Source organism: Tateyamaria omphalii (assembly GCF_019802125.1).
GTDB classification, from domain to species: Bacteria; Pseudomonadota; Alphaproteobacteria; order Rhodobacterales; family Rhodobacteraceae; genus Tateyamaria; species Tateyamaria omphalii_B.
In genome coordinates, this window is sequence record NZ_JAHVHT010000001.1 from 1,609,827 (window position 1) to 1,636,289 (window position 26,463).

The 26,463-nt window shown below is 60.7% G+C and carries 26 protein-coding genes; 13 read left to right on the top strand and 13 right to left on the bottom strand.

Going from position 1 to position 26,463, the window contains the following annotated elements; genetic code table 11:
- Positions 1-86 precede the first annotated feature (86 nt).
- Together queA and KUV51_RS08030 are read right to left on the bottom strand one after the other, a co-directional pair.
- Complete coding sequence (gene queA / locus KUV51_RS08025; protein ID WP_222521014.1) at positions 87-1,139, bottom strand: tRNA preQ1(34) S-adenosylmethionine ribosyltransferase-isomerase QueA; 1,053 nt, start codon at positions 1,137-1,139, stop codon at positions 87-89.
- A gap of 21 nt (positions 1,140-1,160) precedes the next feature.
- Positions 1,161-4,574 (bottom strand): AsmA-like C-terminal region-containing protein, encoded by a 3,414-nt coding sequence (locus KUV51_RS08030; protein ID WP_222521015.1) that lies wholly within the window; start codon positions 4,572-4,574, stop codon positions 1,161-1,163.
- A gap of 72 nt (positions 4,575-4,646) precedes the next feature.
- Between KUV51_RS08030 and bcp the strand changes: the two genes are divergently transcribed.
- The 7 genes from bcp to KUV51_RS08065 all read left to right on the top strand — a co-directional run bounded on the left by bcp (position 4,647) and on the right by KUV51_RS08065 (position 10,270).
- The gene (bcp, locus tag KUV51_RS08035; RefSeq protein ID WP_222521016.1) at positions 4,647-5,108 is read left to right on the top strand and encodes a thioredoxin-dependent thiol peroxidase; all 462 of its coding nucleotides are present in this window, start codon (positions 4,647-4,649) and stop codon (positions 5,106-5,108) included.
- 162 nt (positions 5,109-5,270) lie between these two features.
- Positions 5,271-5,633: an SH3 domain-containing protein gene (locus KUV51_RS08040; protein ID WP_222521017.1), complete on the top strand. Its 363-nt coding sequence runs from the start codon at positions 5,271-5,273 to the stop codon at positions 5,631-5,633.
- Positions 5,634-5,839: 206 nt separating this feature from the next.
- On the top strand, positions 5,840-5,983 hold the full coding sequence (locus KUV51_RS08045; protein WP_222521018.1) for a hypothetical protein: 144 nt from the start codon (positions 5,840-5,842) through the stop codon (positions 5,981-5,983).
- A complete protein-coding gene (locus tag KUV51_RS08050; RefSeq protein WP_222521019.1) occupies positions 5,980-6,789 on the top strand; it encodes a ferritin-like domain-containing protein in 810 nt (269 codons plus the stop codon). The genes KUV51_RS08045 and KUV51_RS08050 overlap by 4 nt, the downstream gene beginning before the upstream one ends.
- A 174-nt stretch (positions 6,790-6,963) precedes the next feature.
- Positions 6,964-8,295, top strand: coding sequence for a M23 family metallopeptidase (locus tag KUV51_RS08055; RefSeq protein ID WP_222521020.1), 1,332 nt, complete (start codon positions 6,964-6,966; stop codon positions 8,293-8,295).
- Complete coding sequence (locus KUV51_RS08060; RefSeq protein ID WP_039687489.1) at positions 8,285-8,794, top strand: polymer-forming cytoskeletal protein; 510 nt, start codon at positions 8,285-8,287, stop codon at positions 8,792-8,794. Before KUV51_RS08055 ends, KUV51_RS08060 begins: the two co-directional genes overlap by 11 nt.
- A 9-nt stretch (positions 8,795-8,803) precedes the next feature.
- Positions 8,804-10,270: an MFS transporter gene (locus tag KUV51_RS08065; protein ID WP_222521021.1), complete on the top strand. Its 1,467-nt coding sequence runs from the start codon at positions 8,804-8,806 to the stop codon at positions 10,268-10,270.
- A 113-nt stretch (positions 10,271-10,383) separates the two neighbouring features.
- On the opposite strand, the gene KUV51_RS08070 is transcribed toward KUV51_RS08065, so the two are convergent.
- Positions 10,384-10,944, bottom strand: a complete 561-nt coding sequence (locus KUV51_RS08070) for a peptidylprolyl isomerase (protein WP_222521022.1) — start codon at positions 10,942-10,944, stop codon at positions 10,384-10,386.
- Positions 10,934-11,443, bottom strand: coding sequence for a peptidylprolyl isomerase (locus KUV51_RS08075; protein WP_039687495.1), 510 nt, complete (start codon positions 11,441-11,443; stop codon positions 10,934-10,936). The genes KUV51_RS08070 and KUV51_RS08075 overlap by 11 nt, the downstream gene beginning before the upstream one ends.
- A gap of 129 nt (positions 11,444-11,572) precedes the next feature.
- Here KUV51_RS08075 and KUV51_RS08080 point away from each other — a divergent pair, with 129 nt between their 5' ends.
- The 6 genes from KUV51_RS08080 to KUV51_RS08105 all read left to right on the top strand — a co-directional run bounded on the left by KUV51_RS08080 (position 11,573) and on the right by KUV51_RS08105 (position 17,914).
- The gene (locus KUV51_RS08080) at positions 11,573-12,760 is read left to right on the top strand and encodes a phosphoglycerate kinase (protein ID WP_222521023.1); all 1,188 of its coding nucleotides are present in this window, start codon (positions 11,573-11,575) and stop codon (positions 12,758-12,760) included.
- Positions 12,761-12,839: 79 nt separating this feature from the next.
- Complete coding sequence (locus tag KUV51_RS08085) at positions 12,840-13,613, top strand: SDR family NAD(P)-dependent oxidoreductase (protein WP_222521024.1); 774 nt, start codon at positions 12,840-12,842, stop codon at positions 13,611-13,613.
- A 149-nt stretch (positions 13,614-13,762) separates the two neighbouring features.
- Positions 13,763-14,062: an FtsB family cell division protein gene (locus tag KUV51_RS08090; protein ID WP_222521025.1), complete on the top strand. Its 300-nt coding sequence runs from the start codon at positions 13,763-13,765 to the stop codon at positions 14,060-14,062.
- Positions 14,063-14,189: 127 nt separating this feature from the next.
- Positions 14,190-15,200 carry a pyruvate dehydrogenase (acetyl-transferring) E1 component subunit alpha gene (pdhA, locus tag KUV51_RS08095; RefSeq protein ID WP_222521026.1) on the top strand — a complete coding sequence of 337 codons (1,011 nt, stop codon included), beginning with the start codon at positions 14,190-14,192 and terminating at the stop codon, positions 15,198-15,200.
- A 14-nt stretch (positions 15,201-15,214) separates the two neighbouring features.
- The gene (locus tag KUV51_RS08100) at positions 15,215-16,597 is read left to right on the top strand and encodes a pyruvate dehydrogenase complex E1 component subunit beta (RefSeq protein WP_222521027.1); all 1,383 of its coding nucleotides are present in this window, start codon (positions 15,215-15,217) and stop codon (positions 16,595-16,597) included.
- Between the two features lie 12 nt (positions 16,598-16,609).
- Positions 16,610-17,914, top strand: a complete 1,305-nt coding sequence (locus KUV51_RS08105) for a pyruvate dehydrogenase complex dihydrolipoamide acetyltransferase (protein ID WP_222521028.1) — start codon at positions 16,610-16,612, stop codon at positions 17,912-17,914.
- A gap of 64 nt (positions 17,915-17,978) precedes the next feature.
- Here the strand turns inward: KUV51_RS08105 and cysE are convergent, their stop codons facing one another.
- The 9 genes from cysE to KUV51_RS08150 form a co-directional block, all read right to left on the bottom strand.
- Positions 17,979-18,788, bottom strand: a complete 810-nt coding sequence (gene cysE / locus KUV51_RS08110) for a serine O-acetyltransferase (protein WP_222521029.1) — start codon at positions 18,786-18,788, stop codon at positions 17,979-17,981.
- Between the two features lie 122 nt (positions 18,789-18,910).
- Positions 18,911-22,855 (bottom strand): glycoside hydrolase TIM-barrel-like domain-containing protein, encoded by a 3,945-nt coding sequence (locus KUV51_RS08115; protein WP_222521030.1) that lies wholly within the window; start codon positions 22,853-22,855, stop codon positions 18,911-18,913.
- Complete coding sequence (locus KUV51_RS08120) at positions 22,855-23,304, bottom strand: NlpC/P60 family protein (protein ID WP_222521031.1); 450 nt, start codon at positions 23,302-23,304, stop codon at positions 22,855-22,857. Before KUV51_RS08120 ends, KUV51_RS08115 begins: the two co-directional genes overlap by 1 nt.
- Positions 23,301-24,188, bottom strand: a complete 888-nt coding sequence (locus KUV51_RS08125; protein WP_222521032.1) for a DUF2163 domain-containing protein — start codon at positions 24,186-24,188, stop codon at positions 23,301-23,303. Before KUV51_RS08125 ends, KUV51_RS08120 begins: the two co-directional genes overlap by 4 nt.
- On the bottom strand, positions 24,188-24,820 hold the full coding sequence (locus KUV51_RS08130) for a DUF2460 domain-containing protein (protein ID WP_222521033.1): 633 nt from the start codon (positions 24,818-24,820) through the stop codon (positions 24,188-24,190). Before KUV51_RS08130 ends, KUV51_RS08125 begins: the two co-directional genes overlap by 1 nt.
- A 23-nt stretch (positions 24,821-24,843) precedes the next feature.
- The gene (locus KUV51_RS08135; protein ID WP_222521034.1) at positions 24,844-25,509 is read right to left on the bottom strand and encodes a phage tail tape measure protein; all 666 of its coding nucleotides are present in this window, start codon (positions 25,507-25,509) and stop codon (positions 24,844-24,846) included.
- The gene (locus KUV51_RS08140) at positions 25,506-25,712 is read right to left on the bottom strand and encodes a rcc01693 family protein (protein ID WP_222521035.1); all 207 of its coding nucleotides are present in this window, start codon (positions 25,710-25,712) and stop codon (positions 25,506-25,508) included. Before KUV51_RS08140 ends, KUV51_RS08135 begins: the two co-directional genes overlap by 4 nt.
- Positions 25,709-26,026 (bottom strand): gene transfer agent family protein, encoded by a 318-nt coding sequence (locus KUV51_RS08145; protein ID WP_222521036.1) that lies wholly within the window; start codon positions 26,024-26,026, stop codon positions 25,709-25,711. The genes KUV51_RS08140 and KUV51_RS08145 overlap by 4 nt, the downstream gene beginning before the upstream one ends.
- Positions 26,026-26,445, bottom strand: a complete 420-nt coding sequence (locus tag KUV51_RS08150) for a phage major tail protein, TP901-1 family (protein WP_222521037.1) — start codon at positions 26,443-26,445, stop codon at positions 26,026-26,028. Before KUV51_RS08150 ends, KUV51_RS08145 begins: the two co-directional genes overlap by 1 nt.
- Between the last annotated feature and the right edge of the window lie 18 nt (positions 26,446-26,463).

The following is a 26,463-nucleotide window of genomic DNA, read 5'->3' on the forward strand; positions in this document are numbered from 1 at the left end:
CTCCTCAGAGGGGTGTGTTCAAAATTCGCCCGGCTCAGGGCCTCGTGTCGCAGATATGTGCGACGTTCAAATGTCGGTTTCCGGTGTCACGTTTGCGGCAACAAAAGCGACGCATCGCCGTAAGAGAAAAAGCGGTACTCGGATCGCACCGCGTGGTCGTAAATCGCCCGGATCCGATCCTGCCCCATCAGGGCCGACACCAACATCATCAGCGTGGATTTGGGCAGGTGGAAATTGGTCATCAGCCCGTCTGCCACGCCAAATGTGAAACCGGGGTAAATGAAGATGTCGGTCTCGCCGTCCCACGGGGCAATGCCGACATCGCGTGCCATCGTCTCGATCAACCGCAGCGCGGTCGTGCCGACCGGAATAACCCGATTGCCGCGCGCCTTTGCGTCGGCAATGTCCCGGGCCGCTTGCTCCGACACCTGCCCCCATTCGGCGTGCATCTTATGCTGGGTCACATCATCGACCTTCACCGGCAGAAACGTGCCCGCACCTACGTGCAAAGTGACATAGGTCGTCTGAACACCGCGCTCGGCCAAGGCCGACATCAGCGCTTCATCGAAATGCAGCGACGCGGTGGGCGCTGCGACCGCCCCGGAATTTTTCGCCCAGATGGTCTGATAATCGTTCTTGTCCTTGTCATCGGCGGGCCGCTTGGCCGCGATGTAAGGAGGCAAGGGCATCGCCCCCGCCTCAGCCAGCGCCGCATCGAAATCATCGCCGGTCAGATTGAACCGCAAATGCCCCTGCCCGTCTGCACTGCCATCCAGCGTGGCCGACAGATCAGCCGAGAAGCGTACAACCTCCCCCGGTTTCACCTTCTTCAACGGCTTGACGAGTGCCGACCACGTGCCATCTGCGCGCGGTTCCAGCAGCGTGACTTCAATCCGCGCTTCGGTTAGCCCCTGCGCACTTTCCCGTGCCCGCGTGCCAAACAACCGCGCCGGGATCACGCGCGTGTCATTCAGCACCAGCAGATCACCGGGGCGCAGCCAGGACACAAGGTCGGTCACACGCTGGTCATGGATCGCGTCGCCGTCCGCCACCAGCAGCCGCGCGGACGAGCGTGGTGAAGCGGGCCGGGTCGCAATCAGCGCGTCGGGCAGGTCAAAGTCGAAATCATCCAGTTTCATGCGCGCCCTGTAACGGTGCGCTCAACGTTCATCAACACGTTGCTGACGTTCCTGGCGCCGCCGCTCCGCGTCACTTGGTCCGGGGTCGACCGGGGCAAAGGCTTCGGGCACGACCGGCGCCGGGGTTTCCCCTTCGACGCGTGGCAAATCTGGCGGTGGCGCGCGGAAAATCTCGCGGAAAAGGCCGGGCGTCAGGGCGGATAGCGGATTGACCTGCACGCGCGGGTCCGCCGCAGGCCCGCGCAGGGTGTAGTTGAACCCGATCAACCCCTCGCCGCGACGGGTAAAGATGCTGCCGATCCCATTGATCAGGAACAGCGGCGAAATCACACCCTGCATGTTCAGCCGCCCTCCCGCCACGTCATAGACACCGTCCATCGACAACCCCATCGACGGTCCGGTCGCACTGGCTTGTGTCAGGGTCATGGTTGACGGCGTCAGCCGGAACGCTGCGTTCACATCCTGAAAGTGAATGCCGCTGCCGCCCATCTGTTCGAGCAGACCAACGACACTCAAGGCATTCAGCAGCGCCGCGATCGCGGGCGCGTCCTGAACACGTGTTTCCTTGATGGACAGCGTGCCATCGAAACCGGCGGCACCCACGGGCAGCAGGGTCAGATCCAGAGTCCCACCGCGCGCTTGTTTGAGAATACGGGCCGACGCAGCCACACCGCCTGCGTCATTCGCTGTGATGCGAATGGCACTGCGCCCGCCCTGCGGCAACACCTGGCCCCGGATCGGCGTGCCCGCGTTCACCCGCGCGGTGAACGTGCCGTCCAGTCCATTGCTCATGTTGAATTCACCCGACACGCCAATCAGCGCGATGGTGTCGGTGATCTGCAACCGGTCCAGGGTCAGGCTCAGCGGTCCGCCACCCTGCTGCCCCCCGGTGCCAGAGCCGGAGCCGCCAAAGTCGGCCTCGCGCAGATCAAGCGTCCCGCCACGGACAACCACGGCAGGCGGTACACCGCGACCGCGGCCCACCAGATCAACAGGCCCGTTCATCCAGTTGCCAACCCGCACCGCGCTGAAACTGGCGCGCTCGAGCCCCGCACCAGGTGTTGCAGTGATGGCCCCTTCAGCCTGTAAACCCGGCGCGTCCAGAACCAGCCGGTCAACACGCGGCGCTGGACCCAACGCCCCCGAAAGCGACAAGGCGGCCGGGCTGCCCGCAGGTTTTGACCACCCTAGGGGCGGCGAAGACAAGCGCACGCCACGCAGGTTCGATGACAGGGCAAAAGATGGCGCCGCCTCACCCACCGGCAACGTTATCTCGATATCGCCACTGCCCCGTCCCGACACCAGTCCGGCAGGCAGGCCGAGGTCAAAGGCGTCAATCGTCCGCTCGGACAACTCGATTGAGCCGCGCACCGTGCTGGGCTGCGGCCCCTGCCCCAAAGGTTGGGCCCAGGTCACGTCAAAGGGCACGCCATCCAGCGTGCCGGGTCCTGCGACCTCTACCCCCGTTTGCGACGCAACGACCGTCAACCGGTCGGCAGACAGGCGGCGCCCCTCGATCAGGGACGTGCTCAGCACATCGCGGGCGGTGCCTGTCGCGTCGTATTGAACGTCTTTGGGCTTCAGCCCTTTCTTCATCGCAAAGGCCAGCGTACCCGCGGCAGCGATCCGCCCATCAGCGATGGTCGGCGACAGCCCGGCCCGCTCCATCACGTTCAGCGGCGGCATGTCGAGAAGCGAGAGACCGGCCGTCACCGTTCCATCTGTTTCAAGCCGGACAACAGCGGGCACCTCATCGCGCGCGCGCACGTCCGGGATGATGAAGGACGACCCGCTCACATCGATACGGCCCCCTTGCGGCGCGGTCACATGACCCTGATCCACGGACACAACGAACCGGCCATCGAGCAGGCTGGCACTGCCCCGTGCCTCCTCGACCGGGGGCAACGTCTTGAGATATCGCACCTTCGCATCTTCATAGGCAAAGCTGGTATAGGCCACGACGGCCCCCGTCGGAGTGTCGCGCAAGGCCAGATCGAGATCACGCATCTGCCCCTCGAACAGGTTCTCCAGCACCCATTTGCGTGCCTTGGGGGCATAGCGCTCCGGCCACAGCTCAAGCAGACGGTCCGGCATCATGGCCTCCATCTGCGCGTCAAGCTCGTAGCTCCACCCGTCGGGGTCCGCCATCAGCGCGCCGCGGGCAATCAGGTCCTGCCCCTTGTCCTGAAACAACGCCTGCCCGATATCCAGGCGGAAAGGATCGAGGCTCAGCCGAAAATCGAGCTGCGCTGCTTCCATTTGAATGGGCTCGGGATACAGGGCGTCGGGATTGGCACTCAAGGATGTGGCGCGAAACTGACCAACCAGATCGTCCAGGCCACCCCGCTCATCGATTCCAAGCACCGCCTGCCCGTCGATCTGGGCCGTGATCCACGCACTGTCGACGGACAACTCGTCAAAGAGCAGAACAGTGCCCTCGGGATCGTAGCTGAAATAGCTGCGCGCCGACCGGAACGGCACGGGGCGGGTCGCATCGGTCGGTTGAATGACACCCTCGCCTATGTTCAGCGCAACATTGATCGGGGCCAGCGTGCCATCGACACCAAACACCCCGCGAACCGCCCCCGAGATAGGGGCGCGCAGAACATCCAGCCACTCGAACGCGGGGGCCAGAACAGCGATGTCGCCTGCATCCACATCATTGACCAGCACACCAAAAGTCGCAGCCGAGGCGCCCACGCGGCCCTCGTAATTCGCCTCCAGCGTCGCCACGCCCTGCCCGCCGCTGAGCAAGGCCAGGTCCGAGGTGATGCGCAGAACGTCGCCATCGCGGATCAGCCGCATCCGCCCACCATCGACCGTCCAGGCGCGGGCCGACCGGACATCCTCGATCTGCAGGGTCAGCGCCTGCACATCCGCTTCTGTCATGGCGGAAAGGCCGGGGATCGACACAAGATCGTCAATCCCTTCGATCAATTTGGCAAAGGTATCCGCTTGCTGCGAGGGCGCCCCCAGATCCAGACCGCCGGACAGGATCACAGACCCGTCAATCTCGCGGCGCAGCTTGGCAAAAACACCGGTCACGCCAATCTCTGTCGGGCGGAACGTCCCCTGCACAAGGTCCGTCAACGACAGACCGATCCGCATCTCGGAAAAACCGACAATCTCGACACCTGCATCATTCAGCAGCTGCACGTTGGTCATGCGCACACGTGGCTTTGTGCTGTCTTCAACCACCAGGTCCAGCGCATCGAAACGCAAAGATGCGGCCCCAAGCGCTTCGCCTGCACGAATTTCGATCCGGTCACGCAACCAATCCGGGGCCATCACCGGCCGCCCGATCAGCACATAGATCGCCGCCCCCATCACAGCAGCGAACATCAGGCTGAACAACATGCTCCCAAGCCCAAGGCGACGCCACAGGCTCTTTTTCCGCTCAGTCGGCGGATCGGTTACAGGGTCTGCACTGCTCATGTCTTTATTCTTGTCCGCTCAGCCCTATCATGCCAGTCACAACTTTCCCAAGAGTAATGAAAAGGCCAAAACATGCTCGACATAGCCTCCTCCGCCCCTGATTTCACGCTGCCCGACGCCGACGGCAATGATGTGACGCTCTCGGCGCTACAGGGCGGTCCGGTTGTGCTCTATTTCTACCCGCGCGACGACACGCCCGGCTGCACCAAGGAATCTATCGCCTTTTCCGAACACCTGTCCGAATTCGAAGCGGCCGGCGCCAAGATCTTCGGCATCTCCAAGGACAGCGTGGCCAGCCACGCCAAGTTCGCCAAGAAACGCGAGCTGACGGTGGGCCTTCTGTCGGATGAAAACGGCTCGGTCTGCGAAGACTACGGCGTGTGGAAGGAAAAGAACATGTACGGCAAGAAGTACATGGGCATCGAACGCACGACCTTCCTGATCGACGCAAATGGCAACATCGCCATGGTCTGGCCCAAGGTGAAAGTGCCAGGCCATGCCGAGGCGGTATTGGCGGCTGTGAAGGCGCTGTAGCAGGCTCTGGCACGCCGGAGTGTATCGAGACATCGCCGGACGCCATCCTGAACGCGCCCGGCGAAGCGCGTCGGTTTTGCGGACTTTGCTGCCGTTCGCTATTCTTGAGAACCTGGCGATGATGAGCTTAACTGTTATCGGCGCTCTATCCGGGATCAGCCAATGAGTAGTTTTGACGTAGTTACAGATTGGACGGCGGCGTATGAGCATCCTATCACTCTCGAAGAGGGTGACGAATTATGGCTGTCTGGTAAGTCCGACAATTGGGATGGTCACATTTGGGTCTGGGCAAAAGATCGAGCTGGTAGAGAGGGTTGGATACCGGACAACCTCGCCAAGCGTGTCGGTGGTAAGACATATGCCAGGGCGCCGTTTTCGGCTCAGGAGTTAACCTGTCAGTTGGGCGAGAAGCTGGACGGCATCGACGAAACGCACGGATGGGTCCTTTGCAGAAATACAAATGGTATGGTGGGGTGGGTTCCATCAAGAAGCCTTCGAGAAATTTTTGATTCCCGGGAAACCTAAGCGACAGTTTGGGCTCATAGCGGACCTCTCTCAGCAGCGTCGAAGGTGTATGCGACGCCAAACAAGCCTCTATTCGGCGACGCTGTCAGCCAAGTCGCTTTCGGCGATCAGTTCAGCCAATCAAACGTGAGGTGAATGGCAACGCTCGAACTTCGACGTTGTTGGATCGATTGTCCCGTTCAACCCTTGTATGGCACGAACGAACCATGGATACGTTTCAAACAGGGACGCCCTCGCAATACAACATGAGCGGCCCACCGCTGACCGAACCGTCAGGATCAGAACATATGCCACAGCTTGAAAACATCGACGCAACACGCCGGGCCGCCTTGCCCGCACTTGCCGCATGATACCGCTCGCCCAGATGGCCGAGGCCGTGCTGCGCACAGCCGACGGGCGGGAAAAGACGGCGCTCTCCCGCAAGCTCGCCGCCGAATGGAAAGCCGCACGCGCCGATGGGCAGACCCCAGAGATCGGCACCGCCAACCCGCCCATGCACCCTGCGCGCCCTGCGCAACCCGAACTGCTCAGCCCCCGCGATGTCCCCCGCCGCCGCCCCGGCAGCCCCGAAGGGCGGATCGCCCTCCTGCACGCCGTGGCCCACATCGAACTCAACGCGGTCGATCTGCACTGGGACATCATCGCACGTTTCACCCACGTGCCCATGCCCACGGGCTTCTACGACGACTGGGTCAAAGCGGCTGACGAGGAATCCAAGCATTTCAACCTGATGTGCGACTGCCTCGAAGAGCTGGGCAGCCACTACGGCGCCCTGCCCGCCCACGCTGGCATGTGGCGCGCTGCCGAAGACACTGCGACCGACTTCATGGGCCGCCTCGCCGTCGTCCCCATGGTGCTCGAAGCGCGCGGGCTCGACGTCACCCCCGGCATGATCGAGGTGTTCCGCAAAGCCAAGCTCGACAGCGCCGTCGCCGCTCTCGAAACCATCTACTCCGAAGAAGTCGCGCACGTCGCCTACGGCTCAAAATGGTTCCACTTCCTCTGCGGCCGCGACAACCTCGACCCAAAGGACGCCTTCCACCAGCTGGTACAACGCTACTTCCACAGCCCCCTCAAACCACCATTCAACGAGGAAAAGCGCGCCGAGGCCGGGCTGCCCCCGGACTTCTATTGGCCACTCGCCGTGGCAGACTGATCCGTATGGTCTGATGGGCGGTTTTCCGCCAATTTGACACATTTCCGCACCGCTTTTTGCCGGATCGCCACGTCAGACTTGCCGCCAAAGCGGTGTGACTTTATGCACAGGCGCTAGGTGCCGTGTTTGGGGATATGAGCGCCTGCAACGGGATGGGACAAAGGGACGAGGATTTTGCGGACACGCCTCGCGATCAAATGGCACGGCCTGCTGGAAAGGTATTTTCCCGAAAGGCGCGTATTTCTGAAATCGGACAACGACACCCGGTTCATCCGGCTCCGATCCGGGACTCAACTGATCGCATTCACTGGCAGTTCCTTCCTCGTGGCCTGGGCCATCATTGCCACGGCAATCCTCCTGATGGACAGCATCGGCGCGGGCAATTTCCGCGAGCAGGCCAAGCGCGATCAACGAACCTATCAGGCACGTCTCAACGATCTGGCGGGGCAACGCGACGCCCGCGCAGAAGAGGCGCTCGCAGCCCAAAACCGTTTCAATGCGGCCCTCGAACAGATCTCCGTCATGCAGTCCGAACTGCTCGCCTCCGAAACGCGGCGGCGCGAATTGGAGACGGGTATCGAGGTCATCCAAGCCACCCTACGTGGCACAATGAAAGACCGTGAAGCGGCCCGCAACCAGCTGGCCGCGTTGCAGGAAAAGGTCGAAACCGGTGGGGCGGGCACGGCGCTCGCCGCAAACTCTGGTGGGGCACCCATAGATTTCGTGGCCCAAGCGCTCGCCAAAACCGCTGCCGAACGTGACAAGATCGAGCGTGACGCGCAGGACGCGCTGCTCGCTGCCGACGAAATGGCGACCGAAATCGCGTTGATGAAAGAACAGAACGACCAGATCTTCCGCCAGCTCGAAGAGGCGATGACCGTCTCGGTCGCCCCGCTGGACAAGATGTTCCGCGCAGCTGGCATGCCCACCGACCGGATCATCGAAGAAGTGCGCCGCGGCTATTCCGGCCAGGGCGGCCCGCTCACGCCACTCAGCTTCTCCACACGCGGGGAAGAGCCCAGCCCCGACACCCGCCGCGCAAACCGTCTGCTCAACCAGATGGACACGCTCAACCTCTACCGGATTGCCGCGCAAAAGGCGCCGTTCGCAACACCGGTCAAGTCCTCCTTCCGCTTCACATCCGGCTTCGGCTTCCGCCGCGACCCCAAAACCGGCGGGCGGCGCATGCACAACGGCGTCGATTTCGCCGCCTCGAACGGCACTCCGCTTTATGCCACAGCCGACGGCGTCGTCACCCATGCGGGCTGGCAATCGGGCTACGGGCGACTTGTCAAAATTCAACATGAATTCGGGATTGAAACCCGCTACGCGCATCTCTCACGGCTTCGTGTGAAAGTTGGTCAAAAGGTCTCGCGCGGGGACCGGATAGGTGATATGGGAGCGTCCGGACGGGTCACTGGCGTGCATCTGCACTACGAAGTCCGCGTCGGCGGAAAAGCCGTCAACCCGATGATCTATATCAAGGCAGCCAACGATGTTTTCTAAGAGCAAAATCAACGAACCTGGCCCCAGCTCTGATGCGGCCAAACCCGCGGCACCGGCCGCCCCTGCCCCCGCAGCGCCCAAGCCGCAAAGCGAATTCAAGGCCAGCGCGCCCAAGGCGAAACCACCTGCCTCGCTGCTGTCGGCCGATCTGCACATCACCGGCAACATGAAAACCACCGGCGACATCCAGGTCGAAGGTACGGTCGAAGGCGACATTCGCGCCCACCTGCTGACCATAGGGGAAAGCGCCACGATCAAGGGCGAAGTCGTCGCTGACGATGTCGTCATCAACGGCCGCATCGTCGGCCGTGTGCGCGGTCTCAAGGTCCGCCTCACCTCGACCGCACGGGTCGAAGGCGACATCATCCACAAAACAATCGCCATCGAATCCGGCGCCCATTTCGAAGGCTCCGTGCAGCGTCAGGACGATCCCCTGAACGCCGGTGGCAACAAGCCGAAGCCGCAGCAACCGGCCCCAGCGCCGCAGCAAAACGGCTAAGTTCCTTACATGACAGATCAACGGGCGCCCCAGACACCTGCGGCGCCCGTTTTTCATGCGGGGTTCTGCGCGGAACGCAGCCGCCCCTATATCCTCGTTGCGGCTGTTCTTGCCACATCCATCGGACTGATAGACGGACATGTCGTCGCCATAGCCCTGCCCGCCATGCGCGACAGTCTGGGCGCCGATCTGATGCAGGCGCAGTGGATCCACAACGCCTATATGCTCACTCTGTCGGCCCTGATCCTTGTCGGCGGGGCCATGGGCGACCGGTTCGGACTGGGGCGTGTCTTTGGTCTTGGAATTGCGCTGTTTGTCATCGCCTCGATTTTCTGCGCCATTGCACCGACGCCATGGTTCATGATCATGGCCCGCGCGGTGCAGGGCATCGGGGCCGCCATCATGGTACCCGGATCGCTTGCCCTCATCGCGCGCGCTTACCCTCGAGAAAGCAGAGGCCGCGCCATCGGCATCTGGGCGGCCGCCTCCGCCGTCACGACCGCCGCCGGACCCATCATCGGAGGATTGGCACTGACCATTAGCGGCCCCGACATGTGGCGCTGGATCTTTGCCATCAACCTGCCTTTGGGTGGGCTCGCACTGTACATCCTTTTCCGCCATCTGGCCGAGGACCCGTCAAAGGACGAGGCCCGCGTGGACATCCCGGGGGCCCTCAGCGCCACTTTTGCCCTCCTCGCAATCGCTTGGGGCCTCACATCGCTTGATCACGGATCGAACGCCAGCATCTGGCTGATCGGCGGCTGTGCAATGCTGCTCGTCTTTCTTTGGATACAAAGCCGCAGCACGCACCCCATGATGCCGCTCGCGCTCTTCGCGTCCCGGCCCTTCTCCGCCGCCAACGCCCTCAGCTTTACGCTCTACTCGGCCCTATCGATGATGTTCTTCTTCATGCCCATGACCTTCATCGCCGGTTGGGGCCTGAGCGAGATCGAGACCGCCGCCGCCTTCGCGCCCATGTCCGTTTTCATATCACTGCTGTCGGCCCGCGCAGGTCAACTGGCCGACCGCATCGGGCCCGCTCCACTCCTCATGGGCGGATCGCTCGTCGTGGCCACGGGCTACGCCACCATGGCCCTCCTCGCCCCCGCACAGAACTTCTGGGGCCACATCCTGCCTGCAATGTGCCTCGTTGGTCTTGGCATGGCCGCCGTCGCCGCCCCCCTTTCGACAGCCGTCATGGCCGCCGTGAATGAGGCGCAATCGGGCATCGCGTCGGGCATCAACAACGCAGTGACCCGCATGGCGGGTCTGATCTCTGTCGCAGCCGTGGGTGGCATCATCGCTACGCTCTATGCAGGCGCAGGCGGCACCGCCAGTTTCGGCGTGACGAGCGATACGGCAGGGCATGGCGCGGCCATGACAGCCGCGTTTTCGGGCCTCGCCTGGATCGCCACCGCACTGGCGCTGATCAGCGCTGGCCTCGGCTGGCTGACCCGCGGCGTCACCAAATCTTAACCTTCGTTAAATCGCAGGTAAGGTGAGCGTCGGCCTGTAAAGGCCTGTCTTCACAACAAAAAAGGGCGCGGAAAATCCGCGCCCTTCAAATCTGTCCCCGCGGGGACAGATTTTCACTCTGTCACAGTGACCTTCGTCATCACATCCGGAGCGCCCTCGATAGCGCCCGACCGCGGATGCCCGCGCTTGATCTGATCCAGCACCTCAAGCCCAGACGTCACGCGGCCAACCACGGTATATTGCCCGTCCAGAAACGGCCCCGGCTGGAACATGATAAAGAACTGGCTGTTGGCACTGTTCGGGCTCTGCGACCGGGCCATACCAACGACACCACGGTCAAAGGTGATGTCCGAAAACTCCGCCGGAAGGTCCGGCTGATCCGACCCACCCGTGCCTGCACGACGCCCATTGTAGTCGGCGGTCGTGTCACCAAACTGAACGTCACCAGTCTGCGCCATAAAGCCGTCGATCACGCGGTGAAAGGCCACGCCATCATACTCGCCACCCTCAGCCAATGCCGTGATGCGCGCGACGTGCTGCGGAGCGGTGCCTTCGAGCAGATCGATGGCGATGGTGCCATTGGCCTCTCCCGTCACTTCGATCTCCAAGCCCGACGCCAGCGCTGTCCCCGCGGGGACAGCAAGTGCTGCGGCGGCAATCAGATTACGCCACATCGGCGGCCACCTTGACGCTGATCATGCGATCCGGCTCGGCAGGCGGCTCACCACGGGTGATGGCGTCGACATGCTCCATCCCTTCGATGACCTGGCCGTAGACAGTGTATTGTCCATTCAGGAAATCGTTGTCCTTGAAGTTGATGAAGAACTGCGAGTTCGCGCTGTTCGGGTTCGCCGAACGCGCCGCGCCCAGCGAGCCACGAGCGTGCGGGATCTTTGAAAATTCAGCAGGCAGATCGGGCTTGTCAGAGCCACCTGTACCCGCCATACGGATGTTGAACCCGTCTTCCATGTCGCCGTGCTGCACGTCGCCCGTCTGCGCCATGAAGCCGTCGATCACGCGGTGGAAGGCGACATTGTCGTACTCACCAGCGCGCGCCAGTTCCTTCATCCGTTCCACGTGCTGCGGGGCCACGTCGGGCAGGAGTTGAATGGTGACGGTGCCGCCCTTCAATTCCATCAGGATCGTGTTTTCGGGGTCTTTGATCTCGGCCATGTCTGCCTCTTTCCGTTCAGGTTGGGCACCTACCTAAGCCTGTGGGCGCCGAGGGACAAGTCACCCGGTTGACCCAAGGTGCATTTGCCGCGATGGAAGGGCCGACCGCTGAACAAGGGAGTATGCGAGATGGGCTGGAAATCGCTGGATGACATGGACCTTGGGGGCAAGCGCGTGCTGACCCGTGTGGACATCAATGTCCCCATGGAAAACGGCCGGGTCACCGACGCCACCCGGATCGAACGGATCGTGCCCACCATCACCGACATCCGCGCGCAAGGCGGCAGCCCCGTTTTGCTCGCCCATTTCGGGCGGCCCAAGGGCAAGCCCAATCCGGACATGTCGTTGCAACCGTTGGTGCCTGCCCTCGAAGAAGCATTCGGCTGCCCCGTCACCTTTGTCGAACGTCCCAGCCGGGACTTCATCGACGCGCAGCCGAACGATGCAGTGATCCTTGTGGAGAACACGCGCTTTTCCCCGATGGAGGAAGCGAACGATCCGCAGATGGCGCAGTTTTTGGCGACGCTTGGAGACATCTATTGTAACGACGCATTCTCGGCCGCGCACCGGGCCCATGCCTCGACCACCGGGGTCGCGCACCTGCTTCCCAATTGTGCGGGTCGCCTGATGCAAGCGGAGTTGGAGGCGCTGGAGGCGGCGCTCTCGACACCCAAGCGTCCGGTTGGCGCAGTGGTTGGTGGAGCGAAGGTGTCGACCAAACTCGACCTGCTGCAGAACCTGGTGAAGAAGATCGACGTGCTGATCATCGGGGGCGGCATGGCGAATACGTTCATTGCCGCGCAAGGTGCGGATCTTGGCGCCTCGCTGCAAGAGGCCGATCTGCACGACACCGCGCGGGACATCATGGCCGCAGCGGACGAGGCAGGCTGCAAGGTGATCCTGCCCACCGACGGTCGGATCGCGCGGGAGTTCAAGGCGGGTGCGGCGCATGAGGTGATTGCCCTTGGGCAAGACACCAGGCTCGCCGGGGATCAGATGGTTCTGGACGCGGGCGATGCGGCGGCTGAGACCATCGCGCGGTGCTTTGACGATTTGGAAACACTGATCTGGAACGGCCCTCTTGGAGCCTTCGAAATCGAGCCCTTCGACACCGCGACGATGGCCGCAGCCAAGGCGGCGGCAGAGCTGACCAAGGCGGGCAAGCTGGTCACGGTTGCAGGCGGTGGCGACACAGTCGCCGCGCTGAACCAGGCGGGCGTGGCCGACGACTTCACCTATATCTCGACCGCCGGAGGCGCGTTCCTGGAGTGGATGGAGGGCAAAGAGTTGCCCGGTGTCGCGGCGCTGACCCAATAAAGACTGCAGCCGCTTGGCGACGCGGCAACCGCGCCCCATATGACCCCGTATAGTAGAACAACGATACGGGGATCATCATATGGCGTGGACACTCATCACCGGCGCGTCCGAGGGCCTTGGCGTGGAATTCGCGCGCATCGCGGCCAAGGAACAACGCAACCTGATCCTCGCCGCCCGGTCCGAAGACAAGCTGAACGCGGTCGCGGACGAAGTGCGCGCGCGGGGTGTGGAGGTTATGGTCATCCCCGCCGATCTGTCGGACATGGAAGAGGTCGAGCGGTTGTGGGCTGAGGCCACCGATGGGCGTGAGATCGACGTGCTCGTGAACAATGCCGGGCTTGGCTACAACGGCCCCTTCGACGAAGGTCAGGGATGGGCGCGTGAGCTCAATTCGATCAACGTGAACATGCTGGCGCTGACGCGGCTGATGAAACTGGCCATTCCGCACATGAACGCCCTGCCCAAAGGGCGCATTCTGAACGTGTCGTCTGTCGCCGGATTCACGCCGGGGCCGAACATGGCTGTGTACCACGCCACGAAGGCCTATGTGCTGTCGCTGTCCGAAGCCGTGGCCGAGGAATTGCGCGGGTCCAAGGTGACCGTCACGGCCCTGTGTCCGGGGGCGACAGCGACGAATTTCTTTGACGATGCCGACATGGACGGCGTGCGCTTGTTGAAGCTGTCGAAGCCCATGAAAGCGAAAGACGTCGCTGAGGAAGGGTGGCTGCAATCGCGGATCGGCAAACGGATCGTCGTGCCGGGTGTTATGAACAAGGTCATGGCCTTTCTGCCTCGGATCAGCCCGCGCGGGATCGTGACGCGGATTGCGGCGCAGATGATGGGCAAGCACTGAACTCGGCGCATCACGATGCGCCTTACGTCGTAAGGTGGACGTGTCGTCCGCCAATGTCAGCCAATTGAAACAAAAGGGATTCACAGCGCGAATCACCTGTGCCATAGTGGTCAAAACCGCCCCGAGAGGCGGACCAGAGGCAGAGTAGTATGACCCGTACCGCACGTCCCGCTTTGGGCACATTCGTCTTTTTCTCGGTCGCGTTTGCGCTGGCGACCTATTTCACCTTTGCCGCCGTGCAGGGAGATTTCGGCGTGTTCCGCCGGGCCGAGATCGAAGCCGAGGCGCGCGACCTGACCCGGCAACTGGCCGAGGTGGAGGCGCAGGTGGCCGAGATGGAGAACCTGACCAAGCGGCTGTCGGATGATTTCCTGGATCTTGATCTGCTGGATGAACAGGCGCGGTCCGTTCTGGGCATGTTGCGCAGCGACGAGATCGTCATTCGCTAAACCACCCGTAAAACATGGCTGCCATGCATCAGCTTGCCGTTGCGGCAAATTGACTGTCGCGTATGGGAACCGAATCCTGTAGGGGATAGTTTAACGCTAAACTATTTCAGTTACGGGAGGTTGCCGCATGGCCGCGCGCAAAGCCGCAAGTAAACCGAACGTGTCGGCGGAGGAGTTGAAAGGCTACTACCGCGACATGCTTTTGATCCGCAGGTTCGAGGAAAAGGCGGGTCAGCTTTACGGCATGGGTCTGATTGGCGGCTTTTGCCACCTCTATATCGGGCAGGAAGCCGTGGTTGTGGGCCTGGAAGCGGCAGCAGAGGAAGGCGACAAGCGCATCACCTCCTACCGTGATCACGGCCACATGTTGGCCTGCGGCATGGACCCGAACGGCGTGATGGCCGAGCTGACGGGCCGTGATGGCGGTTACTCCAAGGGCAAGGGCGGCTCCATGCACATGTTCTCGAAAGAGAAGCATTTCTATGGCGGTCACGGCATCGTTGCGGCGCAGGTGCCGCTTGGCGCGGGCCTCGCCTTTGCTGACAAGTATCTTGAGAACGACCGCGTAACCTTCACCTATTTCGGGGATGGGGCCGCGAACCAGGGGCAGGTTTACGAGTCCTACAACATGGCCGAACTGTGGGATTTGCCCGTCGTGTTCGTCATCGAGAACAACCAATATGCAATGGGGACGTCGACCAAACGCTCGACCAAGTCGCCGAGCTATTGGGAACGTGGTGCCGCCTATGGCATTCCGGGTGAGGAAGTGGACGGCATGGATGTGCTGGCGGTGAAGGCGGCGGGCCAGAAGGCTGTCGCGCACTGCCGCGCTGGCAAAGGTCCGTATATCCTGGAGATCAAGACATATCGCTATCGCGGCCACTCGATGTCGGACCCGGCCAAGTACCGGACCCGCGAGGAAGTGCAGAAGATGCGTGATGAGCGTGATCCGATCGAAGCGGTCCGCTCGATGCTGCTGACCGGCAAGCACGCGACCGAGGAAGACCTGAAGGCCATCGACAAAGAGATCAAGGAAATCGTGAACGCCTCTGCCGAGTTCGCCAAGGAGAGCCCGGAGCCGCATCTGGACGAGCTCTGGACCGACATCTACGCCGAAACGGCGCCGCAGAACGCGTAAGGGGAGCAAGACACATGGCAACCGAAATTCTGATGCCCGCCCTGTCCCCGACGATGGAGGAAGGCACGCTGGCGAAGTGGCTGGTGAAAGAGGGCGATACGGTGTCGTCCGGTGACATCATGGCCGAGATCGAAACCGACAAGGCGACGATGGAGTTCGAGGCCGTCGACGAGGGGATCGTCGGCAAGATCCTGATCGCGGAAGGCACCGAGGGTGTGAAGGTCAATACCCCCATCGCCGTGCTGATCGAAGAAGGCGAGAGCGTCGACGATATCGAGACATCGAGCGCCCCTGCCCCGGCAGCGTTGTCCGATGAGGAAGGCAAGGCTGCCTCGCCCGCGACGGCCTCCACCCCCGAGACGCCCCCTGCGGCGCCCAAGGTGGACAACAGCCCCGACTGGCCTGAAGGCACGGCGATGAAGGAACAGACCGTCCGCGAGGCCTTGCGCGACGCAATGGCCGAAGAAATGCGCGCCGACGACACCGTATTCCTGATGGGTGAGGAAGTGGCCGAGTATCAGGGCGCGTACAAGGTGTCTCAAGGCTTGCTGGATGAGTTCGGCGCCAAGCGCGTGATCGACACGCCCATCACCGAGCACGGCTTCGCCGGGATCGGCGTTGGTGCAGCGTTCGGCGGATTGCGTCCCATCGTTGAGTTCATGACCTTCAACTTCGCAATGCAGGCGATTGACCAGATCATCAACTCGGCTGCCAAGACGCTTTATATGTCGGGCGGCCAGATGGGCGCGCCAATGGTCTTCCGCGGTCCCAACGGCGCGGCCGCCCGCGTCGGTGCCCAGCACTCACAGGATTACGCTGCGTGGTACATGCAAGTGCCGGGTCTAAAGGTGGTCATGCCATATTCGGCCTCAGACGCCAAAGGGTTGATGAAGACCGCCATTCGTGACCCCAACCCGGTGATCTTCTTGGAAAACGAAATCCTCTACGGGCGCACCTTCAACGTGCCGGACATGGACGACTTCACCGTTCCCTTCGGCAAAGCCCGCATTTGGCGCGAGGGCGATGACGTGACAATCGTGTCCTTCGGCATTGGCATGCAATACGCGCTGGAGGCCGCCGACAAACTGGCGGAGGACGGCATCAACGCAGAGGTGATCGACCTGCGCACGCTGCGTCCGATGGACACCGGCACGATCATCAATTCGGTGATGAAGACCAACCGATGCGTGACCGTGGAAGAAGGCTGGCCGCAAGGCTCCGTCGGCAACTACATCAGCTCGGTTCTGATGCAGCAGGCGTTCGACTATCTCGACGCGCCGGTCATCAACTGCACCGGCAAGGACGTGCCGATGCCCTATGCTGCGAACCTCGAAAAGCACGCGCTGATCACCACCGCCGAGGTGATCGAGGCCGTCAAACAAGTCACCTACCGCTAAGGAGCCGCAGACATGCCGACAGAAATTCTCATGCCCGCGCTGTCTCCGACGATGGAGGAAGGCACGCTGGCGAAGTGGCTGGTGAAAGAGGGCGATACGGTGTCATCCGGCGACCTTTTAGCCGAGATCGAAACCGACAAGGCAACCATGGAATTCGAAGCGGTCGATGAAGGGACGGTGGGCAAGATCCTCGTTGCCGAAGGCTCCGAAGGCGTCAAGGTGAATACCCCCATCGCCGTCCTGCTGGAAGATGGCGAAAGCGCCGACGACATTGGCAGCTCACCGGCGGCGGCACCCGCGCCGGAAGCGGCCCCGGCAGCTGACGCGGCCGGTGACGTGTCGGCGCCAGCCGCCGCCGAGAAGGCCGCACCCGCGCCAGCTGCACCGACCAAGGATGGCACGCGCATCTTTGCCTCCCCTCTCGCCCGCCGCATTGCAGCGCAAAAAGGTCTGGATCTGAGCGCGATCAAGGGCTCGGGCCCCCACGGTCGCATCGTCAAGGCAGATGTGGAAAAAGCCGAAGCGGCACCCGCGAAATCAGCCGAACCTGCGCCTACCGCAGCACCTGCACCCGCGGCTCCGGCAGGTCCGTCGGGCGATGCAATTGCCAAGATGTACGAGGGACGCGACTACGAGGAAGTCAAGCTCGACGGAATGCGCAAGACCATTGCGGCACGCCTGACCGAAGCCAAGCAAACTGTACCGCATTTCTACCTGCGGCGTGACATCAAGCTCGATGCGCTGCTGGAATTCCGTGGTACGCTCAACGGGCAGCTCGCGGACCGTGGCATCAAGCTTTCGGTCAATGACTTCATCATCAAGGCCTGCGCACTAGCCCTGCAGCAGGTGCCCGATGCAAACGCGGTCTGGGCCGGTGAGAAGGTTCTGAAACTGACCCCGTCCGATGTGGCCGTGGCCGTGGCGATCGAAGGTGGACTGTTCACCCCTGTTCTGCAGGACGCCCACCAGAAATCTCTTTCGGCCCTGTCAGCCGAGATGAAGGATCTCGCAGGTCGCGCACGGGACCGCAAACTGGCGCCGCACGAATACCAAGGTGGCAGCTTTGCGATTTCCAATCTTGGCATGTTTGGCATCGACAATTTCGATGCCGTCATCAACCCGCCGCACGGGGCTATCCTTGCGGTTGGTGCTGGAGTGAAAAAGCCGGTTGTCGGAAAGGATGGAAGTATCGAAGCGGCCACCGTCATGTCGGTGACACTGTCTGTTGACCACCGTGTCATCGACGGCGCACTCGGCGCGCAGTTGTTGCAAGCGATCGTCGAAAACCTCGAGAACCCATTGACCATGCTGGCGTGATGCCGGAGCGCAAACAAAAAAAGGCCGGAGCATCGCTCCGGCCTTTTTGCATTTCTTGTTTGCTCTATTGGTCCTTGCCCAACATATGGTTCATCGAAACCGATGGCTGATCGCAACCGGCCTCCCCGACGATACGGGCTGGAATGCCAGCAACGGTTTTGCACGGCGGTACCTCCGCAAGAACGACAGAACCTGCGGCGATACGGCTGCAATTGCCGACCCTGATGTTGCCCAACACCTTGGCGCCAGCACCGATCAATACACCATCTCCGATTTTCGGGTGCCGGTCCTCTTCCTCTTTGCCCGTGCCACCAAGGGTGACGGAATGCAACATCGATACGTTGTCCCCGACAACAGCTGTTTCACCAATCACGATCGAGTGTGCATGGTCGATCATGACGCCTTTGCCAATCCGGGCGGCCGGATGGATGTCGACACCAAAGATTTCCGAAACGCGCATCTGGAAGAAATAGGCCAGATCACGATGTCCTTCCGCCCACATGAAGTGGCCCACCCGGTACGCTTGTATCGCCTGATACCCCTTGAAATAAAGAATGGGCTGCAACAAGCGATGGCAGGCCGGATCACGTTCGGAAACGGCGACCAAATCGGCGCGCGCAGCTTCGACAAGGGCTGGCGACTTCCGGTATGCCTCCTCAACGACCTCTCGCACCACAACCATCGACATCTCATTCGAGGCGAGCTTGGCCGCAATGCGGTAGGACAATGCTTTTTCCACGGATTTATGATGCAGAATACATGCGTGCACAAACCCGCCGATCAACGGTTCATCCGACACCGCCTGTCTGGCTTCTTCCGTGATCTGGTCCCAAACCGGGTCGATAGAAGAGATATTTGTACGTGGGTCAGCCATGTAGCGTCCTTTCAAGACCTCCCTAAACTAGATAAGGCCACTTCGCCAAACGCAAACCCGTGATAACATACATTCCGGAAAGAGATCAGTGCACGAGGATCAGGCGCTTACCGTCAACATCATCAGCCTTGCCAAACAGCGCTCTTGAACGGACCCGGTCCGTATCGTGCAGAATTCTGCGCCACCGAGATGGAAAATGGACCCGCTACCCCGTCGGCCTGTTGCATCGCGTTTGTGTAGGACCAGCTTGGCGATGCAGTGGTCGTTTCTCGAACAACTTGATCTGCCTGAACGACCCTAACGGTGTAGCTTTCAATTTCCTCGGCCAAAGGCACATCAGGTAACTCCCAGTCGTCTCCGTCAAGCCGTGTTCGTCGGACCCAATGAGCGGTAACGCCATCAGCATCACCGGACATTGTAAGGTGAACGGGCGAATATGGACGCAACCCGTTGCCATTGAATGCGTGGATGGCCTCAGTGTACGACGGATCATCATAGCTGCGTTTTGCCGGCCCGATGCGGAAAGTCTGCGATATCCGACGCAAGGCGCGTAACAAACCTATCTGCGATGGTACACCGTTCATAAGCACGAACCACGAACCGATGGGCCATTCATCAGGCATCAATGCATCCGTGCCAGCTTGGCCACGCAATCGATGTGACAAGAGGTATTGGTTTTGCGCAATCAATTCCGCATCTCGGAACTGCAGCAATTCCCAGTTGTCAGCTGATCCATCACCAATCGCCACAAGGTTCCCACCGTTCAGAAAAGTGGTTTCAGGAATTGATTGAAGAGTTCCATGAACCATCCTCACATCCAAAGGTTCGCCGCGATCGATGACACCACTTCTCGCACCGAGTAGCGGTTGGTTTAGAAAACCAATGCTCGCACGGGCTGCAATGATCGAGTTCAGAACGAAATCCGACTCCGTGGATGATTGATAAACAGCAACACCACCAGGCCAGGGTGTTCCTGTCACCGCCAGATGCGGCGCATGTTCGACCTCATCACCAGTCAAAAGGGGTAAGTCCATAAACACTGACGTCAAAGGGACCGGGGGTACGAACTCGCGCACACCTGCCAATTCGTCGGATAGTTCGGACGGTGTGTAAACTTCGGGTTCGATCCGAACTGCTTCAAGTAACTGCATCTCGCCGTGTTCGACGCGATCTACGCGGTAGAGCCCCGGACCTTCCGACCCGTCAGCTGCCACTTCGATCACATCGCCAGCACCGACGCCTATCAAAGAAGGAGGTAGGGCCAGCTTCACCCCCTCACGCGCAATGCGTGCCTCGGCAAGCCAACGCTCAGCAACCTGCCGCCCCTCCGGGCGGGTCAATGCCATGGCGACTTCGCTTATTGAAACGGCGTGGGTAGCTTCATCAGCGAGAACCGCCTCTTCGGCAAGCACATCAAAGTTGCCGTCCGTCTGCACAAACCTCAGCCGTACACGCCCCGCAATGTCGGCTTCTGATTCACGAGATTGCTCCAATCGGCCATTCAAGTCCGTATGAAGCGCGAGTGCATCAGACGTGAGCTTGACTGCATTCCGTCCGGTGCGTGTGATGAATTTCAAAACACCATCCCGCTCGACGGCATCAAATGCAAAACGCAGCATCAAGGGCTGCAAAGCACTGCGGGCGTCTGTCACATCTTCAACCGTGTAACCACGAACAAAGCCGTAGAGTTCAGATGTGTCATAGTGCGTGAGGCCTGACCTCTGACAGATTTCACCAACAACAGATGCAAGAGAGCGCCCGGATGTACGACCATTGATCCAATGGCCCCTCGGATAGTTCTCGCCGTCAGACCAAATACGCAACGAATTTGGAAAAAACGGATACGGGCGCGCGTCCCATGCCCAAACGAATGCCCGCGACATATCAATCATCGGACCCGCATATTCATCGGATATCGGGTTGTTCTCTGGCGCGCGCCAGTGTGAGTGCATAGCGCGCAGGTACTGCTTCTGGATCAAGTCGTCGCGCCCGCCGTTGGAATACCTCGGCAAGCTGCTTTCAGACGATTTCCGGTCCAAGAACTTGTTCGGCTGGTTTGTGCCCTTGTCTACCGCCGCACAGCCGAGCTCCGTGAACCAAATGGGTTTGGATTGTGGAACCCAATCCGTCGGCATCTGCGAACGCTCTCCGCCTATCCGTTCGTAGTGCGCATTGCTCCACCAGTTTCGCAAATCCTTGAAGCGAAACATCCATGGCTCATCATGTGCACCATCGGTAATTGCCGTTCGCATCTGCGCCACACTGGCTTCGTCCGACGCATAGTACCAATCGTATCCTTCGCCGCCTTCAATATTGGCGCGCAGATAGTCGAGATTGTAGATGCTACCCCACTCGGCATCCGTGTGTTCGTCGCCGTCACGCCAGTCAGAGATGGGCATGTAGTTATCGATCCCGATGAAGTCGATATTGTCGTCTGACCAAAGCGGATCCAAGTGGAAGTATCGATCACCACTGCCGTCCTGCGGCTGATAGCCAAAGTACTCCGTCCAATCCGCTGCATAGCTGATTTTGACATCTGGACCTAGAAGCAGCCGAACTTGCGCCGCAAGTGCCCTTAGCTTTTCCACGGCATAAAACCGGTTCTGCGTTCCCCGGATTTGGGTCAGACCACGCATTTCAGAACTGATGCAGAACGAGTCGACGCCGCCTGCAGCACGACACAGTGTTGCATAGTGCAGAATGAAGCGGGACAAGGTCCACTCGTCAGGCCCGCTATAGTGAATTTCCGAGTCGATGGAGAAATCGGCCGCTTGCACCGTGCCAAAAAATGCATCGATCTCCGCTTCAGCGGCTGACGTCCCATCTGGCGAACCCTCAACGCCGGGTGCGGTCGACAACGTGATCCGACCTCGCCAGGGCAGGTGCGGCTGGCTCTCGTCCGGATTGTATGGGTTGGGCAGCGTGTTGCCTTCCAGCTGGTCCATGAGAATGAAGGGATAGAACATCACCTTCTTTCCGGCCTGAACCAAGGCGCGTATGGACTCTACTACCGATTTGTCCGACGGAGTTCCTCCATAGATTGGACGGTCATCAATGCGTGGCACGTCATAGGCCGCAGTCCGCACCAAACTGCTAACTGACCAACGCATGTTCTCACCGTCAGTGTTCCAACGCTCGACCTTTGGGCGGATCCGACATTGCCCGCATCGCAGATCACTGCCGAACCAGGAGACAATCAGTGACGCCGCTCCACAATTTGGCAGCTCAGTCTGCAAAGCATCCAGTGAAACCGTGAAGTCAGTCAGTCCTGCCGGCGTATTTATGTTTGCGCTCCAGCGGGCATTGTTGCCATCCAGATAGTTCACAGGTGTGGTCGCCAGTGTGTATTCACCAGTTCCAGGCATTATTGCTACGGCCTGAATGGCACGGGTCATTTCTTCGTCCGCACCCGCCTCGCCAGCCTGCTCCGGCCGCACAACTTCAAACGAGAATTGCGGTACGCGGTTTCCAAAACGGCCCAGCGCAAGATTCTCGATCACGACGTAAGCGGTTCCGCGATATGCAGGAACCAAACCCTGACCTTCAATGGCTTCGATCAGCGGATCGGGCAGTTGATCTTTTGAACCGGTGTAAACGCGCATATTGATGTCATTCAGCGCCACCTCCTCGCCATCTGCCCAGACGCGGCCAATTCGGGTAATCTCCCCCTCGCAAACAGCAAGCGCCAAGCTGACCGAGTACGAGTACTCGCGCCGCTCCGGCTCGGGCGGTGCAGACGGCGCACCCTTGCCACCCCCACCGCCTCCACCGCCGGTCACCGTTACTGTTTCCAGAAAGTCTGAGCTCCATATGACCTGCCCGCCCAGCCGCATGCGACCATAAAGCTGGGTAACCGGCGCACCTTCGCCCGAGTTGGACAACCGGAAACGATCAACTTTCCCATGTTCAACAACTTCAGAGCCTTGTCCCATGACGCGTTGATCGATCACGCGCCCAAGTGTTGCTCCCACGGCGCGTCCAATCGCAACGGAGGACAGGCCAAGAAAAGACCCGCCAACCGAGCCGCCAATAGCCGCGCCTGCGGCAGATAGTACAACGGTCGCCATCAGGTAGCCTCCACGTCAGGGAATTGAAAACGGGCAACGACACGGCGGGCCCATGGAGCACTCAAAGGGCTTTCGACGACGCCATGGCCGCTATAGGCGTGAACAAAGCGCGGCGCTTGGCCGACCTCTGATTGAATGCCCAAGTGTTTGGCGACAGCCCCGTCGCGCATCCGGAACAGGATAACGTCTCCAAGTGCGGGTTCTCCAAACTCCTTGGGTGACAAATGACGTATCGCCGCTCGCCACAGCAACTCCTGCCCCTGCGGCTCAGACCAGTCCATGCTATATGCTGGCGGCTGTTCCGGCTCGTGACCGACAACAGCGCGCCAGACACCACGCACCAGACCAAGACAATCTGTCCCTGCTCCGCGTGCCGCCATTTGATGAACATACGGTGTCCCAATCCAAGCGCGCGCTTCTCGGACGATTATCGACGCAGCACCACTCATCTCAGGCTTCCCCCACTGTTTGCGCCGCCCGAAGTGGGATAGGCCATCATCCAGTCATCGCTGGGCAAATCTGGGAAGCCTTGAAAATTGATCAGGTTGTTGAACTTCAGGCGACAGGTCTCGAACCGTTTGTCGCAGCCGACAGTAAGGCGGACCTGATCGTCGGCGCTGATCTCACCGCGTATGGCTTCCCAAAGCTCAACGCGGCGTACGCCATCCTCAAACACGTCGCGTTTGATCATACCCCAAAGGCCACTTGCGGGTCCGGTCAGGACATCAAGCCGTCCGCGCATGAACCATTGCGGTTCAAACCCCGACAGATCATCCCACTCGAACACGCGGCTATCTATGACGCGGCTCGGTGTTCCGTCGTGCCTATATCCAGGCCGCTCCAGGTCGAACCCACAATCCGCATCGCCCACCACTGCAGTGCAAGGCTTCTGATAGATACGACCAAGCGGGCGGTTCAGCGCTTCGGTCAATCCCCGCAGTTCAGCATGAAACGCGCCGCCTGAGCGGCGCATTTCACCAATCGTTCCCCGAAACTGCAACCAGCGGACATCAGGATCAGACCAATTCACCAACCATGCACGTACTTCGGCATTGTCGAAACGACCTGCCTCGATCTCGTCCTCTCGTACCGACGCGTCGGTCAACGCGCCCAGCGCTTCAGTGTTGTCCACGCTCAAACCAGTGCTTTGAGCAAGGGCAGCAGCCGACAACCCCGTATCGGCACGGAACACAATCCCATCAAACGCCAGTTCGGTATCATGGTCGGTAAATCCGAACGTATTGCCATCCTTTCGCAATATCGCCCAGGCCCGGCACAAGGTTGTGACACCGGTAGCCGTATGCGCCAGGAATTCTTCGCTCTGCCCGCTCATTACACACGTACCTCGATGATGGGGACGTTCGGAACAGTACCGGCCTGAAAGCTTGCGACCGATGTCTGTATCTGGTCAGTGTCAAAGCGCACGGGAACATCGAACTCGAAACCGGCAGTGACTTCCTCATTCTCTTCTGGTGGATGTCGGAAAGTGATCAGCCCCGTCTCGAGCTCAACCTCGTAGTCCACGCCCTCCTGCATCTCGTCGCGACCCAAACCTACACGAACCGTGCCGGCGACGGGTTTCGTGATAGGCCGCGCGTAGGAAAACGCACCCGACCGATATGTCTTCACAAGGGGAAAGACCGCCTGAACACCATTTCCACTCGCGATGGTCTGATCCAGAAAATCCGGATCTACGCTGGCCGAACCCGACTTGTAGTCGGCCCAGTCCTTCCAACGAAACCCGTACATCTGCCCCATACGCGCCTCGAAAAACGCGATCAAAGTCTCGACATCGTCCAATGATCGCATACCCAATCCCGCATCATATCGACGGCGTGAGTGTGCCCATGGCGTGTTGCGCTCTTCGTACCCGTTGGCGAGGGTCACAACCTCTGTGCGACGCTCCGGTCCTCCGACCGAACCGAAGCTCAAGGACGCAGGAAAACGAACCTCGTGAAAATTCATGGCGTTTGCTCCCCTTCTGTTTCTTAACGGTTGCGATTTGCGCGGCTGAGCACGCGGTTCATCTGGGCGGCGATCTGGTTCTGCGAACGCGCAAAGCCTTGAACATCCGGTGTGGTGATGTTCATCACCACGGTGGGCCCGCTTTGCCCGCCCCCACCACGCACACCCAGCTTGCCATCTGGCCCGCGAGCAAGCGGCATGATGGCCTCGGGGCCCGCCTCTCCCATGACCCCCATACCTCCTCGCATACCGAAAGGCGTGGCCGAACTGACCACGCCTCCGGACGCAAAGGGCATCACGCGGCCCTGGCTGAAAGGTGCTCCATCTGCAAAGGGCAGGATCTTTTCAAAAATGTTGCCTGCACCGGTCGCCAACAGGCCACCAAAGTGATCCGTGACTGGCTTCATTGCGGCATTGTAGGTCGCATTGATCATCGAATTGGCCAGACCGTCCAGCGCATCCGACAGGCTCATCCCGTCAAAAACCAACCCGTCAAAGGCCTTGCGCAACCCGCGCGACAGCCCCTTTTCCAGCGTCGCAACGTCCTTGTTGGTCGCAGTGAGGCTCTCGCGCATCCGGCGCAACTCGCCGTCAAACCCGGTCACCATGTCCGCGGTGGCACTCAGAGAAAACCGCAGGCTCTCGCTGTTCTCTTCGAGGTTCTCGATCTCGTCGTTGTAGTCACTCATGCGGGATCCCCTTCCGACGTTTCGTCTGGCCAGGCCGCCATCAGTGCATCCAGGCCCTCGCTCAACAGCGGTGCGGCCTGGGCAGGTGGGCCCAGCATCATCTGCAATTCGGCAGGGGTCAGCCCCCAGAACGCCTCGGGCGTCAGGCGCAACCCCTGTATCCCGGCCCGCATCAACGCGGGCCAGTCAAGGCTTCGGCTCATGCGTCCGGCACCACAAAGGCGCGGGCAATCAATTCGGCCGCCGCGCGGGCAGCACCCATCGGCCCCCCGGCGATCTCGGCATGATCCAAAGCGTCCTGATCAAATCCAGCACCGCCGCCGGTCAAACCGGCCTTCAGGACCGCAAGGACATCCGCGCTGGAAAACCGGCCCTGTTCGAACCGCTCGACCAGAGCCACAAGCGACGGCTCAGCCAATGCAGCCTCAAGTCCGGCCAAAGCCCCAAGGGTCAGCCGCATGGTTTGCGGCTGCCCCTCGATTACCAAAGTGACCTCTCCCCTCCACGGATTGGTCATCAGGCCACGAGCGCCGTGAATGCGAGTGCGCCTGCCGACGCCAGTGACACCTCATAGGTGGCCTCGCCGTTGTGGCTGCCCGAGTATTCCAGCGACGTCACCTGAAATGGACCCTCGACGATCCCGAAATCAGGGATGATCACCTGAAAATTCGGCGTCTCCCCGTCAAAGAAGATCTGGCGCGCACGTTCATCCGTGCCTTCATCCTTGAACACACCCGCACCGGTGATGGCCGCCGACCGCACCCCGGCACCGGCCAGCAACTCACGCCACCCGCCTTGGCTCTCCAGACTGGTGACATCCACCGTCTCGGCATTGAAGCTGACGCGCGTGGCCCGCAGACCCGCAATGGTTTCGAACTGGCCGTCCGAGGTCATGTCGACCTTCAGAAGCAGGTCCTTTCCGTTCTGAGCACCCATGGGTTTTCTCCGTTTGAA

Bases quoted from the DNA above. Each gene is read 5' to 3' on its own strand.
- queA (WP_222521014.1), bottom strand. From the start codon at position 1,139: ATGAAACTGGATGATTTCGACTTTGACCTGCCCGACGCGCTGATTGCG.
- KUV51_RS08030 (WP_222521015.1), bottom strand. From the start codon at position 4,574: ATGAGCAGTGCAGACCCTGTAACCGATCCGCCGACTGAGCGGAAAAAG.
- bcp (WP_222521016.1), top strand. From the start codon at position 4,647: ATGCTCGACATAGCCTCCTCCGCCCCTGATTTCACGCTGCCCGACGCC.
- KUV51_RS08040 (WP_222521017.1), top strand. From the start codon at position 5,271: ATGAGTAGTTTTGACGTAGTTACAGATTGGACGGCGGCGTATGAGCAT.
- KUV51_RS08045 (WP_222521018.1), top strand. From the start codon at position 5,840: ATGGATACGTTTCAAACAGGGACGCCCTCGCAATACAACATGAGCGGC.
- KUV51_RS08050 (WP_222521019.1), top strand. From the start codon at position 5,980: ATGATACCGCTCGCCCAGATGGCCGAGGCCGTGCTGCGCACAGCCGAC.
- KUV51_RS08060 (WP_039687489.1), top strand. From the start codon at position 8,285: ATGTTTTCTAAGAGCAAAATCAACGAACCTGGCCCCAGCTCTGATGCG.
- KUV51_RS08065 (WP_222521021.1), top strand. From the start codon at position 8,804: ATGACAGATCAACGGGCGCCCCAGACACCTGCGGCGCCCGTTTTTCAT.
- KUV51_RS08070 (WP_222521022.1), bottom strand. From the start codon at position 10,944: ATGTGGCGTAATCTGATTGCCGCCGCAGCACTTGCTGTCCCCGCGGGG.
- KUV51_RS08075 (WP_039687495.1), bottom strand. From the start codon at position 11,443: ATGGCCGAGATCAAAGACCCCGAAAACACGATCCTGATGGAATTGAAG.
- KUV51_RS08080 (WP_222521023.1), top strand. From the start codon at position 11,573: ATGGGCTGGAAATCGCTGGATGACATGGACCTTGGGGGCAAGCGCGTG.
- KUV51_RS08085 (WP_222521024.1), top strand. From the start codon at position 12,840: ATGGCGTGGACACTCATCACCGGCGCGTCCGAGGGCCTTGGCGTGGAA.
- KUV51_RS08090 (WP_222521025.1), top strand. From the start codon at position 13,763: ATGACCCGTACCGCACGTCCCGCTTTGGGCACATTCGTCTTTTTCTCG.
- pdhA (WP_222521026.1), top strand. From the start codon at position 14,190: ATGGCCGCGCGCAAAGCCGCAAGTAAACCGAACGTGTCGGCGGAGGAG.
- KUV51_RS08100 (WP_222521027.1), top strand. From the start codon at position 15,215: ATGGCAACCGAAATTCTGATGCCCGCCCTGTCCCCGACGATGGAGGAA.
- KUV51_RS08105 (WP_222521028.1), top strand. From the start codon at position 16,610: ATGCCGACAGAAATTCTCATGCCCGCGCTGTCTCCGACGATGGAGGAA.
- cysE (WP_222521029.1), bottom strand. From the start codon at position 18,788: ATGGCTGACCCACGTACAAATATCTCTTCTATCGACCCGGTTTGGGAC.
- KUV51_RS08115 (WP_222521030.1), bottom strand. From the start codon at position 22,855: ATGGCGACCGTTGTACTATCTGCCGCAGGCGCGGCTATTGGCGGCTCG.
- KUV51_RS08120 (WP_222521031.1), bottom strand. From the start codon at position 23,304: ATGAGTGGTGCTGCGTCGATAATCGTCCGAGAAGCGCGCGCTTGGATT.
- KUV51_RS08125 (WP_222521032.1), bottom strand. From the start codon at position 24,188: ATGAGCGGGCAGAGCGAAGAATTCCTGGCGCATACGGCTACCGGTGTC.
- KUV51_RS08130 (WP_222521033.1), bottom strand. From the start codon at position 24,820: ATGAATTTTCACGAGGTTCGTTTTCCTGCGTCCTTGAGCTTCGGTTCG.
- KUV51_RS08135 (WP_222521034.1), bottom strand. From the start codon at position 25,509: ATGAGTGACTACAACGACGAGATCGAGAACCTCGAAGAGAACAGCGAG.
- KUV51_RS08140 (WP_222521035.1), bottom strand. From the start codon at position 25,712: ATGAGCCGAAGCCTTGACTGGCCCGCGTTGATGCGGGCCGGGATACAG.
- KUV51_RS08145 (WP_222521036.1), bottom strand. From the start codon at position 26,026: ATGACCAATCCGTGGAGGGGAGAGGTCACTTTGGTAATCGAGGGGCAG.
- KUV51_RS08150 (WP_222521037.1), bottom strand. From the start codon at position 26,445: ATGGGTGCTCAGAACGGAAAGGACCTGCTTCTGAAGGTCGACATGACC.